The organism is Methylophilus sp. 3sh_L (assembly GCF_046766015.1).
GTDB lineage: Bacteria > Pseudomonadota > Gammaproteobacteria > Burkholderiales > Methylophilaceae > Methylophilus.
Genome location: NZ_JBKOUF010000003.1, coordinates 232,138 through 250,458, shown reverse-complemented (window position 1 = coordinate 250,458; position 18,321 = coordinate 232,138). Strand labels below are relative to the sequence as shown.

Genomic DNA, 18,321 nt, shown 5'->3' with positions numbered 1-18,321 from the left:
GCTATGACCATGCAAACCGCCACCATCAAATTTGAAAAGTTCCAGTCGGCCCAGGACGATGACTGTCAGGCCCGTATTCTGGCTGCCCGCGAAAAGTTGGGTAAGCGACTGGTGATTCTGGGCCACCATTACCAGCACGAGAGTGTCTACCGCCATGCGGATTATTCAGGCGACTCGCTCAAGTTATCCAAATACTGTGACAGCCTGGATGCAGAATACATTGTGTTTCTGGGTGTGCATTTTATGGCCGAGGTAGCCGATATCTTGAGCCGGCCAGACCAGACTGTCATTTTGCCTGACCTGGCAGCAGGCTGCTCTATGGCAGACATGGCGAACCTGGCCAAAGTAGAACGTAGCTACCGTGAACTCAGTAAGGTCCTTAACTTTGATGAGACCATCACACCGGTAACCTACATCAACTCAGCCGCGGATTTAAAAGCCTTCTGCGGCGAGCACGGAGGCATCGTCTGTACCAGCACCAACGCACCAAAAATTCTGGAGTGGGGATTTAGCCAGCGTGAAAAAATCCTGTTTTTCCCCGATCAGCACCTGGGCCGCTGGAGTGGCTACAAAATGGGCATCCCATTAGAGCAAATGCCCGTCTGGGACCCTGACTTGCCCATGGGCGGCTTGACCGAGCAACAAATCAAAGATGCAAAAATCCTGCTATGGAAAGGCCATTGCTCAGTACACCAGATGTTCCGCAAACAGAATATCGACCAGTTCCGCGCCCAACATCCTGATGGCAAGGTCATTTCCCATCCGGAAACGGCGTTTGAAGTCTGTGTTAACTCCGATTACGTGGGCTCTACAGAATATATTTTGCGCACTGTAAGTGAGGCCGCACCAGGGACAAAATGGCTGGTGGGTACCGAATTGAATCTGGTCACCCGGTTGGCTGAGGAAATGAAACCACAAAACAAGCTGGTTCAGTTTATGAGTCATGTAGTTTGCGAATGCTCAACCATGGCACGTATTGACCCGCAACACCTCGCCTGGTGCCTGGAAAACCTGGCCGAAGGCAATGTGGTCAACCAGATTAAAGTACCAGAGCATGAAGCCAAACTGGCCAAGCTCACCCTGGATAGAATGCTCTCCGTATCATAATGACTACGTGTGCATTATGCCTCCCTACTCCGCATGACTTGCTGTGGCAAGATGATTTTTGCCGGGTAGTGTTATTACATGACGCTGATTACCCTGCTTATTGCAGGGTAGAGTTACTGGCACACGTCAAAGAAATGACCGACCTGCCTCCCGCAGCACGGGCACGCACGATGAAAGTGGTCTTTGCGGTGGAAACTGCACTGCGGGAAGTCATTCAGCCGGATAAAATCAACCTGGCCAGCCTCGGTAATAAAACACCGCATTTGCACTGGCATATTCTACCCAGATTTGAGGAGGATAAACACTTCCCGAATAGCCATTGGGGAAGCGCTGTGAGGGATTCCGAGAGTCAGCCGCTAAAACAAGACCAAAGAGACAGGCTACAACAATTAGTGGTCGAACGCGTGGAATGCGCCTTAAATTCGTAATCAATATAGACTGCACTCTAGTCGACCGATCATGATTGTAAAAAAAGGGGCTTTCAAAAGCCCCTTTTATTTTTAGCCCCTTATTTCAGCCATCTCGCGATATCCATAGCATAATAAGTCAGCACGCCGTCTGCCCCGGCGCGTTTAAAGCCCAACATTGCTTCCAGCACACAGGCTTTTTCATCCAGCCAGCCATTTTGTGCTGCAGCTTTGAGCATGGCGTATTCGCCACTCACATGATATGCATATGTCGGCACACCAAACTCGTCTTTGACGCGACGCACGATGTCCAGATACGGCATGCCTGGTTTCACCATGACCATATCGGCGCCTTCTTCCAGGTCCAGTGCGACTTCTTTCAATGCTTCGTCAGAATTGGCGGGGTCCATCTGGTAGTTATATTTGTTGCTTTTACCCAGATTGGCTGCTGAACCGACGGCGTCACGGAAAGGGCCATAGAAAGCAGAAGAGTATTTAGCAGAATAAGCCAGGATGCGCGTATAGATGTAGCCTTGTTCTTCGAGTGCATCACGGATGGCGCCAATCCGGCCATCCATCATATCGGATGGAGCGACCACATCGGCGCCCGCTTCTGCATGGCATAACGCCTGTTTAACCAGCACTTCGACCGTTTCGTCATTCAGGACGTAGCCGGTGTCGTCGATCAGGCCATCCTGCCCATGAGTGGTGTAAGGGTCGAGTGCGACATCGGTAATCACGCCCAACTCAGGAAAAGCTTTTTTCAACGCTCGCACGGTTCTTGGCACCAAGCCTTGCGGGTTATAAGCTTCTTTGGCATCCAGGCTTTTGTATTGCTGCGGCACAACCGGAAAAAGCGCTAACGCAGGAATGCCCAACTTGACACATTCTTCAGCGGTCTTGAGCAGCACATCCAGGCTTTGACGCTGCACGCCAGGCATGGATTTGACTTCTTCAATAGCCCCTTCACCCTCAAGCACAAACACCGGATAAATCAGGTCATTGGTGGTCAACACGTTTTCACGCATCAGGCGGCGTGAAAATTCGTCTTTTCGCATACGGCGTGGACGGATAGCTAAAAATTGATTACTCATATCGATTCCTTGTTTGACCATCGCAACTGGTCACGCTTTTAATCATTGCGCCAGATTCGAAAACGCTGGTGCAGTTCATGCCTTTGCACTCGCGCTGTTTAAACCCTCTGCTAACCAAAGACCCTGGCGAGTTCTGCACCTGGATCATCTTGCCGCATAAATGCTTCGCCAACCAGGAAGCCATTGACGTGATGGCTACGCATTAAGGCGACATCTTCTGGGGTGAAAATGCCAGACTCTGTGACGACAAATCGGTCTTCTGGCATCTCCTTTAGCAGATCGAGCGTGGTTTGCAAGGTGACATCGAACGTGCGCAAATTGCGATTGTTGATTCCCAGTAACGGTGTTTCGAGTTGCAGAGCGAGTTCAAGCTCATCCGCGTTATGGACTTCGACGAGTACCGCCATGCCCAGATTGTGGGCCGTCAGCTCCAGTTCCTGCATTTGTGACAGCTCCAGTGCTGCCACAATAAGCAACACGCAGTCAGCACCCATGGCACGTGCTTCGTAGATCTGATAAGGATCGATCATGAAGTCTTTGCGCAACACAGGTAACTTGCAAGCGGCACGTGCTTGCTGGAGATAGGCGGCAGAGCCTTGGAAATACTGCTCGTCAGTCAGGACAGATAAACAGGCCGCGCCGCCCTTTTCATAGCTTTTAGCAATTTCAGCCGGATGAAAGTCAGCCCGGATGATGCCTTTAGACGGACTGGCTTTTTTGATCTCTGCAATCACGGCAGGCTTATCTGCATCGACTTTTTTAACAATATTACCAATAAAATCGCGGCAATCTGGCTGACTCAGCGCCTCTTCACGCATGGCATCCAATGACTTGGCAGCTTGCGCTTTGCTGATTTCTTCACGTTTGGTGGCTAAAATTTTATTTAAAATATCGGACATAATCGACTCGCATGCCTTATTCATAAGTGTGATTGTGATAGGTAATCCAGCCATGCTGGCGACCTTGCGGGTCATGATGCGTCCAGTGCATGATGCCGCCTTTGGGGTTATAAATATACTCGCCTTTAAAGCTGATCTGATCACCCACCTTCAGATCAGCCACCCGTGGCGCTAGATCTATATTATGCGCAAATAACAGCGTTTGCTCGGGCGAGACACTGACGAGAAACCGCTGGTGCCTGGCCCCTTGGGTGTCATCTGCCAACAATTTTTTCACTGTGCCGGTGCCTTCTATCCAGACATGACTTTGCTTTTGGGCAAAGGCCTGTTTCAAGGTCGTATTGTCGGCAGTGGTGAGGCCTGCACTGAGTGGTTGCAGCTGTAACGTTGTGGCCTGCGATTTAACCTCAACGGTGGACTGTGGCTGATTGATCTGGCTTTGCTGCTGCGCTTGCTGACAGGCAGCGAGCCAACTCACCAAAACAATCAATGCATAGCGTTTCATGCGGCTTGGCTCAAGGCCTTTAGCTGTTGCAGTTTACGCATGGCTGCACCCGAATCAATGGATTGCGCCGCTTGAGCAATGCCAGACGTTAAGTCAGCAACCAGGCCGGAAACATAAATGGCAGCACCGGCATTTAGCAACACGATATCCCGTGCCGGACCTTTTTCGCCGGCCAGCAAACCGAGAATAATCTCGCTGGAATGCTGTGCACTTTCAACGCGGATACTATTGATATCATGCAATGGCATGCCAAACTGCGCTGGATTCAAAGTGTATTCAGTGATGTGTCCATCTTTGAGTTCTGCGACATAGGTGTCGGCAGAAAACGAAATTTCGTCCATTTCGTCGGCACTGTGCACCACCATCACGTGCTCACTACCCAATTTTTGCAGGGTTTGCGCCAGTAACGGTACGAGGTCGCGGTGAAACACGCCCATGACTTGGCGCTTGGCGCCAGCTGGATTCGTCATCGGCCCTAGTAGGTTAAACATGGTGCGCACGCCCAGCTCGCGGCGCACAGGGGCGGCGTATTTCATGGCCGCGTGATGATTAGGCGCAAACATAAAGCCAATGCCAGCCTCGTTGACGCAACGTACCACTTGCTCAGGCGTCAATACAATATTGACGCCCAACGCTTCCAGCACATCGGCAGAGCCGCTTTTTGAAGACGCTGCGCGGCCGCCATGCTTGGCAATTTTGGCGCCAGCCCCTGCGGCGACAAAGGCTGACGCGGTGGAGACGTTAAATACCTTGTTCGGCGCACCGCCGGTGCCACAGGTATCAATCAGGTGGCGGGTATCGGTGATCTCTACCTTGCTGGACAACTCGCGCATCACCTGCGCAGCGGCGGCAATTTCGGTGACGGTTTCGCCCTTGACGCGCAGGGCCGACAAAAAGCCGGCAATCTGGATCTGGGTAAATTCCCCGCTCATGATCTGCTGCATGATTTCCAGCATTTCTTCATGCGTGAAATCGGTATGGTCAATGAGCCGCTGTAAGGCGATTTTAGGCGTGATGGCCATCAATAGCCTTTCAGGAAGTTGTCCAGCAGCTCATGCCCATATTCAGTCAAGATAGACTCGGGGTGAAACTGTACGCCTTCCACGGCCAGTGTTTTATGCTTGACGCCCATGATCTCGCCATCTTCGGTCCAGGCCGTAATCTCCAGACAATCCGGAATAGTTTCGCGCTCGATGACCAGGGAGTGGTACCGCGTCGCGGTGTAAGGGTTAGGCAGATTTCTGAACACGCCGGTATTGGTATGGTGAATCAATGAGGTTTTACCATGCATCAGCGTTTTCGCCTTGATGATATTGCCACCAAACGCCTGGCCTATGCTCTGGTGACCCAGACACACCCCAAGTAAGGGAATCTTGCCAGCAAACTCATGAATCAAAGGCACGGAGATTCCGGCTTCGTTGGGTGTACATGGCCCTGGCGAAATCACGATTTTTTCCGGCGCCATGGCTTTGATCTGCTCCAGGGTGATTTCGTCATTGCGGTGCACATGTACATCTTGCCCGAGCTCGCCAAAATACTGCACGAGGTTATAGGTAAAAGAGTCGTAGTTATCAATCATCAACAACATATCAGGCTCCTTTTCCTGCATGGGTTTGGATGTTGGCGGCTTGGCTATCCAAGCCTGCCTGCACCAGTTCGGCGGCGCGGATGACGGCTTTGGCCTTGTTTTGGGTTTCGTCCCATTCGCTTTGCGGCACCGAGTCGGCCACAATGCCGGCGCCCGCCTGCACATAGAGTTTTTTGTTTTTGATCACAGCAGTACGAATCGCAATCGCCACATCCATATCGCCATTAAAGCCTAAATAGCCGACGGCGCCAGCATAAATGCCACGTTTGGAAGGCTCCAGTTCTTCAATGATTTCCATGGCGCGCACTTTAGGGGCACCAGACACCGTCCCGGCAGGGAAAGTCGCTTTGAGCACATCAATCGCATCCAAGCCTGGCTTGAGCTGGCCTTCGACGTTGCTGACAATATGCATGACATGTGAATAACGCTCAATGGTCATATTGTCAGTGACTTTGACCGTACCAGTCAGTGCGACACGGCCGACGTCGTTGCGGCCCAGATCCATCAGTTGCACATGCTCGGCACGTTCTTTCGGATCGGCCAGCAACTCTGCTTCAAGCGCCAGGTCATGGTCACGGTTTTTACCACGTGGACGTGTCCCGGCAATCGGCCGTGAGGTCACGGTGGTCTCTTCCAGACGCACCAGGATTTCTGGTGAAGCTCCGACCACATGGTGATCATCCATATCGTAATAGAACATATAAGGAGATGGGTTGAGGCTACGCAAAGCGCGGTACAGGCTCAATGGAGAGGCATCAAAGTCTTGCACCATCCGCTGGCTGAGCACCACCTGCATGATGTCGCCTTCTAAAATATATTGCTGTGCCTTTTTGACTGCCGCTTTAAAGTTGTCTTCACCAAACTCAGAAATGGCCGCTGTTTTAGCGCTGGGCAATGCAGCAGGAATCTCTACGCTACACCGTAACTTCTCGACCAAGGTGTGCATGCGTGCGCATGCAGTTTCATAGGCATTGGCTTTAGCCGGGTCAGCATACACGATGAAATACAGTTTTCCGGAGAGGTTATCCACCACGGCAATTTCTTCTGAAACCATCAGCAATATGTCTGGCGTACCAATCACATCTGGCTTTTTCTGCTTACCTAGGCGTTTTTCAATGTATTGAATGGTCTCGTAGCCAAAATAACCCGCCAGGCCACCGGTAAAGCGCGGCAAACCATCATAAGGCGGCGTTTTAAAGCGTGCCTGGTAAGCCTTGATAAAATCCAGCGGATTTTGATCGCTATGCGATTCAATGACTTGATGGTCCTGAATCACCTGCAATTGCTGGTCACGCACGACGATGCGGGTAGTGGCAGGCAATCCGATAATCGAATAACGGCCAAAGCGCTCACCGCCTTGTACGCTTTCGAGCAGGTAGGAATAAGGTTGATTGGCCAGTTTGAGATACAGTGATAAAGGCGTATCCAGATCGGCAAAGGTTTCTAGCACCAGCGGAATACGGTTGTAACCTTGCGCCGCCAGCGCGTCGAATTCGGTCTTGCTTAATGTGCTTAACATGATGCTTTTTTCCAGGTTGATTCGTAGAGTGCCGTGCAAACAATCACAGCAGTTCGGTGCGAATGGCGCGCACCTGCGCGTGGGGCAGGACTAGCCCCGCCACGAACGACGCCAGCTTAATACTGGCCAACTGGAAGAATGATGAGCACAAAACATCATGGTAATTAAGGTCTGTTTTTTATGATCCCTGCTTTAAGAGAGCAGGTAACTCCAGCAAGTTCACCACATCGGTGAGTTGCTGTACGGTGGCATCCACCGTCGCGACATCAATTTCGCGGCCTTGATTATACCCATAAGGCACGGTGACGACAAAGCATCCGGCAGCATGCGCGGCCTGAATATCCGTCTCAGAATCCCCCACCAACACCGCTTGAGCAGGCAGCACACCTAGCTTTTGGCAAATATGCAACAGTGGCAAGGGGTCAGGTTTCTTTTTCGGCAAGCTGTCGCCAGAAATAATGACCTCAAAAAAATCAGCCAACCCGGCTTGTTGCAGCAAAGGTAAGGTGAATTTTTCGGGTTTATTGGTCACACAAGCCAGGCGATAGCCGTGTTTCTTGAGCTGTTGCAAAGCAGGGACAACCCCTGCGAATGGCTGGCTTTGCGTGGCGTTGGCCGTATAAAAATCATGATACAGCGGCTGCGCCTGCGCAAACAAAGCGGCCTCCGGCTCCACCTGCACGCTTCCAGTGAGGCAGCGCTTGATCAGGTTTTGCACGCCTTCGCCAATGTAAGTAGCGATTTGTGCTTGTGGCAACATGGGTTTGCCCAAAGCCACCAACATGCGGTTGGCAGCTTCGGCAATTTGCGGTGCGGTATCCAGCAGGGTGCCGTCCAGATCGAACATCACCAACTTGACTTGAAACCGCATCACAACAGGCTTTTTAAATTAAACCGTGGCTAAAGAAGCGCGCATCGCGGCCACAACCGTGTCGTAACGGTTAGGGTCGGTGTCTTTGGGTGAACCGAAAATCGCACTGCCTGCAACGAAAGTATCAGCACCAGCTTTTGCGATCTCTGCGATGTTATTGGCGTTCACACCACCGTCCACTTCGAGCCAGATTTGACGGCCAGTTTTTTCGTAATAGGCATCAATACGGGCACGCGCTTGTTTCAGTTTGTCCAAGGTGGCAGGAATGAATTTTTGACCACCAAAGCCTGGGTTCACCGACATCAGCAAAATCATGTCCACTTTATCCATCACGTAATCCAGGTAATGCAATGGCGTCGCTGGGTTAAATACCAAGCCAGACTTACAGCCGCTATCACGGATCAAGGCCAGGCTACGGTCAATATGGTCAGAGGCTTCAGGGTGAAAAGTGATGATGTCCGCACCCGCTTTGGCAAAGTCTGGGATGATACGGTCAACAGGTTTCACCATCAGGTGCACGTCGATGAGTGCGCCAACATTGTGTGACAGGTCACGAATCGCATCACAGACCAATGGGCCAATGGTCAGGTTAGGCACGTAATGGTTGTCCATCACGTCAAAGTGCACGATATCGGTGCCGGATTTGATCACGTTTTCGATTTCCTGGCCCAACTTGGCAAAGTTGGCAGACAGAATACTGGGGGCAATGCGGAAAGTTTTGTCCATGCGCTTGATGTTCCGTAAATGAATCTAATAAAAAGTTAGCAAAACCAATATTTTAACGCCATTTTGTGACAAATTGACAGGATTCTTGCTTGCCGCCGCCGAATATAAGAAAATGTCGGCACTTTTGACATGGATGCCCCTCCAATTCGCCATGAACCACCTGCAAGCGCCCACGTGTTTCACTTTTGACCCTGTCCCGCAGGTAAAATAGCGCCATGCAACTGTATACCATTGGTGTCAACCACACCACCGCCCCCATTGCCATCCGCGAGAATGTTGCGTTTAACAACGAAACCTTGCCACAAGCACTGGCTGATCTGGCGCGGCACAATGTGGCAGAGGTAGCGATCTTATCCACCTGCAACCGCACCGAAATTTACGTGCAATCGATCCGGCCGGAAGTCGTGATTGATTGGTTAGCGGCCTATCACCGCCTCGAAGCAGACAAATTACTGCCTTACACCTACACACTGAGTAGCCACGAAGCGGTCAAACACGCGTTCCGCGTGGCCAGCGGGCTGGATAGCATGGTGTTGGGCGAGGCGCAGATTCTGGGCCAATTCAAGCAATCGGTAAAAATTGCCCAGGACGCAGGCACCTTGGGCACCCTCTTGCACAAACTGTTTCAACGCACGTTTGAAGTGGCCAAAGAAGTACGCACCAACACCGATATCGGCGGCAGCTCGATCTCAATGGCCGCCGCAGCGGTCAAACTGGCACAACGGATTTTTGGTGACTTGAGTGGGCAACGCGTGCTGTTTATCGGCGCAGGCGAAATGATAGAACTTTGTGCCGACCATTTTGCCGCGCAAAAACCAAAAAAAATCACGGTCGCCAACCGCACATTAGAACGCGGTGAACAACTGGCAGACAAGATTCGCGGCCAGGGCCTCAATGTGCAGGCTATTTTGCTCAACGACCTGCCCGAACTCTTTCACGAATTTGATATCGTCATCACCAGCACCGCCAGCCAACTGCCGATTGTCGGCCTCGGCATGGTAGAGCGCGCCATTAAAGCCCGTAAGCACCGGCCGATGTTCATGGTCGACCTGGCCGTACCGCGGGATATTGAGCCTGAAGTCTCGGCACTGGATGATGTGTTTTTGTACACGGTAGACGATTTGGCGCAAGTGGTCTCCGAAGGCCTGGGCAATCGTAAAGAAGCCGCCATCGATGCTGAAATGATCGTCAACTCGCGGGTTGAGCATTTTATGCAGTGGCTAAAGCAACGCGAAGCGGTGCCCACCATTAAAGCCCTGCGCGACCAAGTAGACAGCATGCGTAAGGCCGAGGTGGAAAAATCGCTCAAATTGCTGCAAAAAGGCGAGCCGCCCGAAAAAGTGCTGGAACACCTCAGCAATGCACTCACCAATAAGTTTTTGCATGGCCCCAGCCACGCGCTCAACAACACCGAAGGCGATGCCCATGCGCACATGGAGCATCTGGTCAAACAACTTTTTCAGCTAAAAGAATAATTTTTTCAAGATATCGGCCTCCGCTGACGCTTTGAATTTTAGGGTCCCACAATGAAACCAAGCATGTTGCAGAAGCTCGCCAACTTAAGCGAGCGCCTTGAAGAACTTAACCGCCTGCTCAGCAGTGAAGGCGTGACTGATAATATGGATAACTACCGTAAAATCATGCAGGAGCATACGGAGATTACTCCGATTGTCGAGCAGTATCACGTGTATGCGCAAACCGAGTCTGATATCAAAGAGGCGCATGCCATGCTTTCTGACCCAGAGATGAAAGAGTTTGCCCAGGAAGAAATCGAGACTGGCAAAAAGCGCCTCGAAGAGGTTGCCCTCACCCTGCAAAAGTTACTGCTGCCCAAAGATCCCAACGACGACAAAAATATTTTCCTCGAAATCCGCGCGGGCACCGGTGGCGATGAATCCGGCCTATTCGCCGGTGACTTGTTCCGCATGTATTCCCGCTATGCAGACCGCCAGGGCTGGAAGGTAGAAGTGGTCTCTGCCAACGAAGGCGAGGTTGGCGGCTACAAAGAAATTATTGCCAAAATTATCGGCTACGGCGCTTATTCAAAACTCAAATTCGAGTCCGGTGGCCACCGCGTGCAACGTGTGCCTGATACAGAAACACAAGGCCGTATCCACACTTCAGCCTGTACCGTGGCGATTTTGCCTGAAGTGGAAGAGGTGGGAGATGTAGAAATCAACCCGGCCGATATCCGCATCGACACTTTCCGCGCCAGTGGTGCGGGTGGTCAGCACATCAACAAAACCGACTCAGCCGTGCGGATCACGCACGCACCGACCGGTATTGTGGTGGAATGCCAGGACGGCCGCAGCCAACACGCCAACAAGGCGCAGGCCATGCAAGTGCTGGCTGCGCGCATCAAGGCCAAACAAGTTGATGAACAACAAAGCAAAATCGCCTCCGAGCGTCGCAACCTGATTGGCTCAGGTGACCGCTCAGAGCGCATCCGTACTTACAACTATCCGCAAGGCCGCATTACAGACCACCGCATCAACCTCACGCTTTACAAAATTGAAGCGATCACAGAAGGCGATATGGACGAGCTGATTAATGCGCTGGCAACGGAATACCAGGCAGATTTGCTGGCCAGCTTGGGTGAAGACGCCTGATCCAGACCATGACAAAAGAAATGCATACTCCACGCCATCAAGGCAGTTGCCTGTGTAACACTGTGCGCTATGAAGTCAGTGGCGAATTAGGAGAGCTCATCTGTTGCCACTGCCAGCGCTGCCGCAAAGCCACGGGCTCAGCTTTTATTGCGGTGGCTCCTGTCCCCAAAGCCAACTTCAGAATCACGCATGGCGAGGCGGCACTCAAAACCTACCGCAGTGAGGCAGGAGTATGCCGTGTGTTCTGCGGTCAGTGCGGCTCGCCCATTATGGCTTACCGCGAGAGTGCGCCAGAGATATTACGGTTGAGAGTGGGCTCCTTAGACACGCCTCTACCAACCCAAGTCTCAGCGCATATCTTTGTGGGGTCTAAAGCTGAATGGCACGAGATTCACGATGAAGCGCCTCAATATACTGAGCGGCCTTAGCTGGCTCGCCAGCCGGATATGACATTATTCCGAATCCCAGCGGCCCCGCGCAGCATTCAAAAAGACAGCCCGATCAAATTTTTGCTTGATACTGAGGCCGTTGACTGCCTGGCCCATAATATCAGTTTGGTGCATCCCGATTTTGATGCGAATGCCTTTAAACAGTTAGCACTCACCAACATTGCGCCATTGAGTTTTATGGATCGCTCGGCACACATTGCCGCAGCATTAAAAGCGACCTTACCCGCCAAGTTTTCTGCAGCCACCGACATTCTGCTCAGCACACTCACGCCGCCCAATGTATTAACCGAACGCCTCGGGCTGAGTGTGTTTTTTTATTTACCCCATACCCGCTTTGTCGCGGACTACGGGCGTGACCCAGAACACAATGGCGGTGAAGATCCCTTTGACACGGCCATGCGTGCTCAATATGAATTGACGCGCCGCTTTACTGCCGAGTTTTCGATCCGGCCGTTTTTAATGCATGATTTTGAGCGCACCTTGAATCAACTGACCCTGTGGCTAAATGACGCAGATCCGCATGTACGCCGCTTGTGTTCCGAAGGCTGCCGTCCACGACTGCCGTGGGGCGCACGCATTCCCCAATTGATTAAAGACCCCAGGCCAACGCTACCTATTCTGGAAGCCCTGAAAAATGACCCCAGCCTGTATGTGCGCCGCAGTGTGGCCAATCACCTGGGTGATATTGCCAAAGATCACCCGGCACTGGCATTTGAAGTATGTGAGCGCTGGCTGACCAATGCAGATAAAGACTTGAAATGGGTGATCCGCCATGCGGTGCGGCACCCAGCCAAGCAAGGTAATGCGCAAGCGCTTGCCATCCGGCTGGCTGCAGGAGGGAAATAAATGTTGCCTACCATACGCGCCTGTCTAGACGCTGCAAAAACCCAATTGATGCAATCCCTCCCGGCTGATGAAGCCAGCATAGAGGCGCGTATGCTATTGATGGAAGTACTCAAGGTGAATCATGCCTGGCTACTCGGGCATGCCCTGGATTTGCTGGATACGCAAAAACAAACAGACTTTAACGCCTTGGTTGCCCGCCGCCTGCAAGGCGAGCCGATTGCGCATATTTTGGGCTACCGCGAGTTTTTTGGGCTACCGCTCAGAGTGACGCCGGACACCTTGATCCCGCGGCCAGATACCGAAACGCTGGTAGAAGCCGCTTTGGAAAAAATCAACTTGCATGCGCGGGGCAAGCCGCTGCAAGTGTTAGACCTGGGCACCGGCACCGGGGCCATTGCACTCGCGCTGGCCAAGCATGGACCAGACTGCACGGTCACTGCCGTGGATGCCTCTCCCGCTGCACTTGCCGTGGCTAAAGAGAATGCTTATGCATTAGGCATTGAGAATACACGGTTTGTGTTAAGCGATTGGTTTTCAGCGCTGGCTCCCAAACCTTACCATGTGATTGTGAGTAATCCGCCCTATATCGAAGCGGACGACCCGCATCTGCAACAAGGCGATTTGCGTTTTGAACCTTTATCCGCACTGGCTTCAGGGGCAGATGGTTTGCACGCCATCCGCCAGATTATTGCCCAGGCGCCTGGCTATTTAACTGAAAATGGCTGGCTGATGCTGGAGCACGGTTATAACCAGGCCGAGGCCGTGCAGTCACTTTTAAACGAACAAGGGTTTACCGAGATCATCACGGTGAGTGATCTGGGCAATCAGCCCCGGGTTACGTCAGGAAAATGGCCGCTAGCAAAACCAGTATGATTTTTGCTAGATTGAAAACAAAACCTTTCGTAAAGGAGTTGTGATGCAGCCTATCCCCAATATTAAAGCCGTGCTATTTGATCTGGACGGCGTGTTGTATATCGGCAACCAAGTCATCAATGGCGCGATTGCAGCCGTGAAACAATTACGCGCAGCGGGCATTGCCGTGCGCTTTGTCACCAATACCAGCACGCTGTCATTGGCGTCGCTGCAAGCCAAACTGAATGCGTTGGGCTTCAATGTAGTGCCAGAAGAAATCATGAGTGCACCACAAGCGACCATCCAGTACCTCAAAAAACAGCCGAACCCGGTCTGTAAATTATTGCTGGCAGACGACGTCAAAAAAGATTTTTCCTGCTTTGACCAGTCAGAAACTGCAGCCAACTATGTGGTGATCGGCGATATTGGCGACCGCTGGTCTTATGAGCTGCTCAATGAAGTGTTTACCTGCCTGGTGAATGGTGCGCAGTTGATTGCCATCCATAAAAACCGCTTCTGGCAAACCGAGACGGGTTTACAAATGGACATTGGTGCGTTTGTCACCGGTCTGGAGTATGCCAGCAATACCAAAGCCATGCTGATGGGCAAACCCTCGCAGCATTTCTTTCATATGGTTTTAGATGCCTTGCGGCTCAAACCGTCAGAAGTTGTGATGATAGGGGATGACATTGATGCGGACATTGGGGGCGCACAGGATGCCGGCCTGCATGGCATTCTGGTGAAAACAGGTAAATACCGGGAAACATACACCCGATTATCTGCAGTCGAGCCAGATGCGATTATTGCCTCTGTAGCAGATTTACCGGCATTATTAGGCTGCTTTTCAACCTCAGCCCATTCCTCCTGACCAGGACCCGCATGGGCTCGCCGTTTCGGCATGCCGCATAGTATAATCGCGGCATGTTTGAATCGAATTCTGTTGGTATCGTTAAAGCGCAAGTTGCGCATTTCACCCAGCCGCTCACCCTCAAAAGCGGCGCCGTGTTGCCACAATACCATCTTGCTTATGAAACCTATGGTGAACTCAATGCGGCCAAAACCAACGCTGTGCTGATTTGCCATGCCCTGTCTGGCAACCATCATGTGGCCGGACGCTATACGCCTGAAGATAAATACCCCGGCTGGTGGGATAATCTGGTAGGTCCGGGTAAGCCACTGGATACCAACAAATTTTTTGTGATTGGTCTCAATAACCTGGGTGGCTGTCACGGCAGTAGTGGGCCATCCAGCGTGGATCCGCTGACTGATAAGCCTTATAGCGCGACGTTTCCCGTAGTGACGGTAGAAGACTGGGTGGAATCTCAGGCACGCCTGCTGGATTATCTAGGAATTGACCAACTGGCCGCAGTGATTGGCGGTAGCCTCGGAGGCATGCAAGCGCTGCACTGGAATATTGTCTACCCCGAGCGTGTGCGCCATGCCTTTGTGATTGCCTCGGCGCCCAACCTGACCGCACAGAACATGGCGTTTAATGAAGTGGCACGCCAGGCGATTATCACCGACCCCGAGTTTTTTGATGGCGATTACTACAACCATGGCACCGTGCCGCGCCGTGGCTTGCGTATTGCCCGCATGCTGGGGCATATCACCTACCTGTCGGATGACGCCATGGGTGAAAAATTTGGCCGCAAATTGCGCCATGGCGATGTGAAGTACAGCTTTGATGTCGAGTTTGAAATGGAATCTTACTTGCGCTATCAGGGCGACAAATTTGCCGGTGAATTTGATGCCAACACCTATTTGCGCATGACACGCGCACTGGACTATTTTGACCCGGCCCTCGATTACGACGGCAATTTAAGCAAGGCGCTGAGCCGTGCCAAGGCCAAGTTTGTCGTCATCTCGTTTACCACTGACTGGCGCTTTTCGCCTGCCCGCTCACGCGAAATTGTGCAGGCCTTGCTGGATAATGCCTTGCCCGTCAAATATGCCGAGGTGACGTCTGCCCATGGCCATGACGCTTTCTTGATGCCGGATGCGCATTACCACGCCATCATGCGCGCCTACCTGGAGCAAATCAAAGTATGACGAATGCAAATATTACCAATATTCGCCCAGACTTTGCATTAATTACAAACTGGGTGCAAACAAAAGCTAAAGTGCTGGACCTCGGTTGTGGCGATGGCACACTGCTCACGCATTTGCATGAAACCCTGAGCATCACCGGCTATGGCATCGAGAAAGATGATGGTAACTGGCTGGCAGCCTTAAAAAACGGGGTGGACGTGATTCAGATGAACCTTGAAGAAGGCTTGTCTGGCTTTGAAGACCAGTCATTCGACACGGTCATCTTGTCGCAGACTTTGCAAGCCATGCACAATACTGAGAGCATCGTGCATGAAATGCTGCGTGTCGGCCGCGAAATCATCGTCACCTTCCCCAATTTTGGCTATTGGCGCAACCGCCTGCAAATCACCTTGGGGAATATGCCCGTCTCCAAAAGCCTGCCATACCAATGGTATGACACGCCCAACGTACATTTATGCACCATCCACGACTTTGACCACTTCTGTCATCAGCACAACATTCAAGTCATTGAGCGTAAAGTGATTACCGATGGCCAGGATATCCATTTCTTGCCTAACTTGCTGGGCAACCTGGCAATGTACCGGTTAAAACGCGCGTCCTAATCTCGACAAGAGCCTAAAGTGCAACTCAGTATCGCAACGGAATTGGAATTTTTAGAGGCGCCCTTAAGAAAGATTGAGCGCTTTCAGGCGCCGGTAAAGCGTATTTCTACTTAACCCCAGCTGGCGAGAAACGGCCGAAATATTGCCGCCATGCTGCAGCATGGCCTGCCGGATGGCTTCATCGTTTTGTGCTTTCAAGTTGCCTGCCGGTACCGCTGACAATGCGGCCACAGAGGTAGCCGGTTCGCTGAGGGCATGCATTTCATCCAGAAAATCCTGCATCAAATGCTGGCGGCCAATGACACCACCATCTGCCAGAGCCACGGCTGTGCGCAGTACATTATGCAACTGGCGTACATTGCCCGGCCAAGGATGCGCATTAAACAAGGCCATAACTTCTTCACTCAAGCTGGCTTGCGGCGCCTGCTCAATTTGCAAAATCACCTGAATCAACCTAGCCATATCCAGTCGCTCACGCAATGCAGGTAACTGCACACTTAAGCCATTGATGCGGTAATACAAATCGCTACGAAACTCGCCCGCAGCCACTTTGTCTTTTAACTTCTGATTCGTCGCGCTCAGCAGCATAAAATTAACAGGAATCGCCTTGCTGCCCCCTAACGGCGTCACGCTGCGCTCTTGCAACACGCGTAACAAGCGTGCTTGGAGTGACAGTGGCATGTCGCCAATCTCATCTAAGAACAAGGTGCCGCCATCGGCTTGCTGAATCTTGCCAATATTGCCTTTGCGTTTCGCCCCGGTGTACGCGCCCTCTTCATAGCCAAACAGTTCGGCTTCGATCAGCCCCTCGGGCAAGGCCGCACAGTTGACGGCAATAAAAGGCTTATTGCGGCGCGCACTGGCGTCATGAATGGCACGTGAAAATAATTCTTTACCGGCGCCGGTCTCGCCGAGAATCAGCACCGGAATGTCTTTATCCAGTACTTGCTTGACCTGAGTGATCGCTAACTTGAATTGCGGGTCACCACTATCGAGCAGCTCCAGGCTGGCCGCAGATTCGCGTGGCGTCATCGTCACTGGCTTTTTGGCGATAGTGGCTGGCTGGCTGGCCGATGCACGCGCAAACAAACGCGCGCCATTGCGCAGATGCAAGGGAAACAGGACCTCAGCATTTAAACCGCGCTGCTTGAACGAGGCCCATGACTCGTCAAAAATATCTTCAAAAGCAATACGGCGGGCAGACAGGCTATCCTGATCCAGCGGCAAGCCAAACTGGAATTGGCCACTGCGGTTAATGGTCTGCAGTTGGCCAGCTGCATCAAACAAGGCAACCCCCTCCCACAAAGTGCCAATAAACTCTGGCCGCACATGAAAGTGCACGCCAATCTCGCCTTCTGCCGTGGCATGGAACAAGCGGTTTTCCACCATTTGCGCGGCCATTTTCACCAGGGCTAACGTGTGCTGTTGTGGCGCATTAAGGTCATTAGAAACATCCAGCGTGGCAACCAAATGATTGTTGGCGGCAAAGATAGGCACAGCAGAACAACTGAGTGAATGATGGTAGGCCATAAAGTGCTCGGCGCCCTGCACACTGATCGGCAGACGTTCGACCAATGCCGTCCCAATCGCATTGGTGCCGCGGTGCTCTTCGCTCCACGAAGCGCCAGGTAATAAGGAGGCCCTGACCTGGTTTTCATCCACGCCTTCACCCATGGTGCGCAAAATCACACCTTCGTTATCGGTCAAAATCACCAGGCTGCGCGTATGGGCAATTTGCTCACTCAAGGTGATCATTTCCGGCTCGGCATGGGTGAGCAACAGGCGGTTTTTCTCCAGGCGCTGCGCCAACTCTTGCGCGGTGATCACTTGGTCTTCAGCGGTCGCCTGTTCATCCACACCCTTAACCATGCAACGCCGCCATGAGCGGGCAATCGCCTCGGCAATCGCACGCTGATCGTCACGCAAACCCAATGTTGGCTGTGTTGTGGATGAAGGGGAATACTTGTTGGGCATGGAAAACTGAACACCTGTCACATCGGATTGAACAACTGTACCAGTATGACACAGTCGTGAACAGCGCAGGCAATCTTGCACACAGTCGCGGACTTTTAGCATATCTGAATAACTCACTGATTTTAATATATTTTTTAAAAATTTTCAAAAAAATGTGGCGCTTGGCACACGCATTGCAATGAATGATCAAGCCGTCACAAAAGAAGCATTTGTTACCGGCGTGT

The 18,321-nt window shown here is 52.0% G+C and carries 19 protein-coding genes; 10 read left to right on the top strand and 9 right to left on the bottom strand.

All coding sequences use genetic code 11. The features are described 5' to 3' along the window. Window positions 1-9 precede the first annotated feature (9 nt). Both nadA and ACIDF8_RS08905 read left to right on the top strand, forming a co-directional pair. Entirely contained in the window at window positions 10-1,107 is a 1,098-nt protein-coding gene (gene nadA / locus ACIDF8_RS08910; RefSeq protein WP_412010260.1) for a quinolinate synthase NadA, read from the top strand. After that, a complete protein-coding gene (locus tag ACIDF8_RS08905) occupies window positions 1,107-1,535 on the top strand; it encodes an HIT family protein (protein ID WP_412010259.1) in 429 nt (142 codons plus the stop codon). The genes nadA and ACIDF8_RS08905 overlap by 1 nt, the downstream gene beginning before the upstream one ends. A gap of 80 nt (window positions 1,536-1,615) precedes the next feature. Here ACIDF8_RS08905 and hemB read toward each other — a convergent pair whose 3' ends face one another. From hemB to rpe, 8 genes are all read right to left on the bottom strand, one after another. After that, a complete protein-coding gene (gene hemB / locus ACIDF8_RS08900) occupies window positions 1,616-2,608 on the bottom strand; it encodes a porphobilinogen synthase (RefSeq protein WP_412010258.1) in 993 nt (330 codons plus the stop codon). 110 nt (window positions 2,609-2,718) lie between these two features. Then, complete coding sequence (gene trpC / locus ACIDF8_RS08895) at window positions 2,719-3,507, bottom strand: indole-3-glycerol phosphate synthase TrpC (protein ID WP_412010257.1); 789 nt, start codon at window positions 3,505-3,507, stop codon at window positions 2,719-2,721. Between the two features lie 16 nt (window positions 3,508-3,523). Continuing rightward, window positions 3,524-4,012 (bottom strand): DUF3465 domain-containing protein, encoded by a 489-nt coding sequence (locus ACIDF8_RS08890; RefSeq protein ID WP_412010256.1) that lies wholly within the window; start codon window positions 4,010-4,012, stop codon window positions 3,524-3,526. Then, a complete protein-coding gene (trpD, locus tag ACIDF8_RS08885; RefSeq protein ID WP_412010255.1) occupies window positions 4,009-5,034 on the bottom strand; it encodes an anthranilate phosphoribosyltransferase in 1,026 nt (341 codons plus the stop codon). The genes ACIDF8_RS08890 and trpD overlap by 4 nt, the downstream gene beginning before the upstream one ends. Further along, window positions 5,034-5,600 carry an aminodeoxychorismate/anthranilate synthase component II gene (locus tag ACIDF8_RS08880; protein ID WP_026295541.1) on the bottom strand — a complete coding sequence of 189 codons (567 nt, stop codon included), beginning with the start codon at window positions 5,598-5,600 and terminating at the stop codon, window positions 5,034-5,036. The genes trpD and ACIDF8_RS08880 overlap by 1 nt, the downstream gene beginning before the upstream one ends. 1 nt (window position 5,601) lies before the next feature. Beyond that, a complete protein-coding gene (trpE, locus tag ACIDF8_RS08875) occupies window positions 5,602-7,119 on the bottom strand; it encodes an anthranilate synthase component I (RefSeq protein WP_412010254.1) in 1,518 nt (505 codons plus the stop codon). Window positions 7,120-7,297: 178 nt separating this feature from the next. Continuing rightward, window positions 7,298-7,990, bottom strand: coding sequence for a phosphoglycolate phosphatase (locus ACIDF8_RS08870; protein WP_412010253.1), 693 nt, complete (start codon window positions 7,988-7,990; stop codon window positions 7,298-7,300). A gap of 18 nt (window positions 7,991-8,008) precedes the next feature. Beyond that, window positions 8,009-8,716, bottom strand: a complete 708-nt coding sequence (gene rpe, locus ACIDF8_RS08865) for a ribulose-phosphate 3-epimerase (protein WP_049639627.1) — start codon at window positions 8,714-8,716, stop codon at window positions 8,009-8,011. Window positions 8,717-8,931: 215 nt separating this feature from the next. Here rpe and hemA point away from each other — a divergent pair, with 215 nt between their 5' ends. Genes hemA through metW form a run of 8 tightly spaced genes read left to right on the top strand, consistent with a single transcriptional unit; the run spans window position 8,932 to window position 16,123 of the window. Continuing rightward, entirely contained in the window at window positions 8,932-10,191 is a 1,260-nt protein-coding gene (gene hemA, locus ACIDF8_RS08860; RefSeq protein ID WP_412010252.1) for a glutamyl-tRNA reductase, read from the top strand. A gap of 51 nt (window positions 10,192-10,242) precedes the next feature. Continuing rightward, a complete protein-coding gene (gene prfA, locus ACIDF8_RS08855; RefSeq protein ID WP_412010251.1) occupies window positions 10,243-11,325 on the top strand; it encodes a peptide chain release factor 1 in 1,083 nt (360 codons plus the stop codon). A gap of 8 nt (window positions 11,326-11,333) precedes the next feature. Continuing rightward, on the top strand, window positions 11,334-11,753 hold the full coding sequence (locus ACIDF8_RS08850; RefSeq protein ID WP_412010250.1) for a GFA family protein: 420 nt from the start codon (window positions 11,334-11,336) through the stop codon (window positions 11,751-11,753). A gap of 18 nt (window positions 11,754-11,771) precedes the next feature. After that, window positions 11,772-12,620 carry a DNA alkylation repair protein gene (locus ACIDF8_RS08845; RefSeq protein ID WP_412010249.1) on the top strand — a complete coding sequence of 283 codons (849 nt, stop codon included), beginning with the start codon at window positions 11,772-11,774 and terminating at the stop codon, window positions 12,618-12,620. Further along, complete coding sequence (gene prmC, locus ACIDF8_RS08840) at window positions 12,621-13,493, top strand: peptide chain release factor N(5)-glutamine methyltransferase (protein ID WP_412010248.1); 873 nt, start codon at window positions 12,621-12,623, stop codon at window positions 13,491-13,493. A gap of 43 nt (window positions 13,494-13,536) precedes the next feature. After that, on the top strand, window positions 13,537-14,340 hold the full coding sequence (locus ACIDF8_RS08835; RefSeq protein WP_412010247.1) for a TIGR01458 family HAD-type hydrolase: 804 nt from the start codon (window positions 13,537-13,539) through the stop codon (window positions 14,338-14,340). Between the two features lie 53 nt (window positions 14,341-14,393). Then, window positions 14,394-15,521, top strand: a complete 1,128-nt coding sequence (gene metX, locus ACIDF8_RS08830; protein WP_412010246.1) for a homoserine O-succinyltransferase MetX — start codon at window positions 14,394-14,396, stop codon at window positions 15,519-15,521. After that, on the top strand, window positions 15,518-16,123 hold the full coding sequence (metW, locus tag ACIDF8_RS08825) for a methionine biosynthesis protein MetW (protein ID WP_412010245.1): 606 nt from the start codon (window positions 15,518-15,520) through the stop codon (window positions 16,121-16,123). Before metX ends, metW begins: the two co-directional genes overlap by 4 nt. 63 nt (window positions 16,124-16,186) lie before the next feature. On the opposite strand, the gene ACIDF8_RS08820 is transcribed toward metW, so the two are convergent. Then, window positions 16,187-18,199 (bottom strand): sigma-54-dependent Fis family transcriptional regulator, encoded by a 2,013-nt coding sequence (locus tag ACIDF8_RS08820; protein WP_412010244.1) that lies wholly within the window; start codon window positions 18,197-18,199, stop codon window positions 16,187-16,189. Between the last annotated feature and the right edge of the window lie 122 nt (window positions 18,200-18,321).

Coding starts and splice junctions, on each gene's coding strand:
- ACIDF8_RS08820 (WP_412010244.1), bottom strand. CDS start 18,199: ATGCTAAAAGTCCGCGACTGTGTGCAAGATTGCCTGCGCTGTTCACGA.
- rpe (WP_049639627.1), bottom strand. CDS start 8,716: ATGGACAAAACTTTCCGCATTGCCCCCAGTATTCTGTCTGCCAACTTT.
- ACIDF8_RS08890 (WP_412010256.1), bottom strand. CDS start 4,012: ATGAAACGCTATGCATTGATTGTTTTGGTGAGTTGGCTCGCTGCCTGT.
- trpD (WP_412010255.1), bottom strand. CDS start 5,034: ATGGCCATCACGCCTAAAATCGCCTTACAGCGGCTCATTGACCATACC.
- ACIDF8_RS08835 (WP_412010247.1), top strand. CDS start 13,537: ATGCAGCCTATCCCCAATATTAAAGCCGTGCTATTTGATCTGGACGGC.
- ACIDF8_RS08870 (WP_412010253.1), bottom strand. CDS start 7,990: ATGCGGTTTCAAGTCAAGTTGGTGATGTTCGATCTGGACGGCACCCTG.
- ACIDF8_RS08850 (WP_412010250.1), top strand. CDS start 11,334: ATGACAAAAGAAATGCATACTCCACGCCATCAAGGCAGTTGCCTGTGT.
- metX (WP_412010246.1), top strand. CDS start 14,394: ATGTTTGAATCGAATTCTGTTGGTATCGTTAAAGCGCAAGTTGCGCAT.
- hemB (WP_412010258.1), bottom strand. CDS start 2,608: ATGAGTAATCAATTTTTAGCTATCCGTCCACGCCGTATGCGAAAAGAC.
- hemA (WP_412010252.1), top strand. CDS start 8,932: ATGCAACTGTATACCATTGGTGTCAACCACACCACCGCCCCCATTGCC.
- prfA (WP_412010251.1), top strand. CDS start 10,243: ATGAAACCAAGCATGTTGCAGAAGCTCGCCAACTTAAGCGAGCGCCTT.
- ACIDF8_RS08845 (WP_412010249.1), top strand. CDS start 11,772: ATGACATTATTCCGAATCCCAGCGGCCCCGCGCAGCATTCAAAAAGAC.
- prmC (WP_412010248.1), top strand. CDS start 12,621: ATGTTGCCTACCATACGCGCCTGTCTAGACGCTGCAAAAACCCAATTG.
- trpC (WP_412010257.1), bottom strand. CDS start 3,507: ATGTCCGATATTTTAAATAAAATTTTAGCCACCAAACGTGAAGAAATC.
- ACIDF8_RS08905 (WP_412010259.1), top strand. CDS start 1,107: ATGACTACGTGTGCATTATGCCTCCCTACTCCGCATGACTTGCTGTGG.
- nadA (WP_412010260.1), top strand. CDS start 10: ATGCAAACCGCCACCATCAAATTTGAAAAGTTCCAGTCGGCCCAGGAC.
- ACIDF8_RS08880 (WP_026295541.1), bottom strand. CDS start 5,600: ATGTTGTTGATGATTGATAACTACGACTCTTTTACCTATAACCTCGTG.
- metW (WP_412010245.1), top strand. CDS start 15,518: ATGACGAATGCAAATATTACCAATATTCGCCCAGACTTTGCATTAATT.
- trpE (WP_412010254.1), bottom strand. CDS start 7,119: ATGTTAAGCACATTAAGCAAGACCGAATTCGACGCGCTGGCGGCGCAA.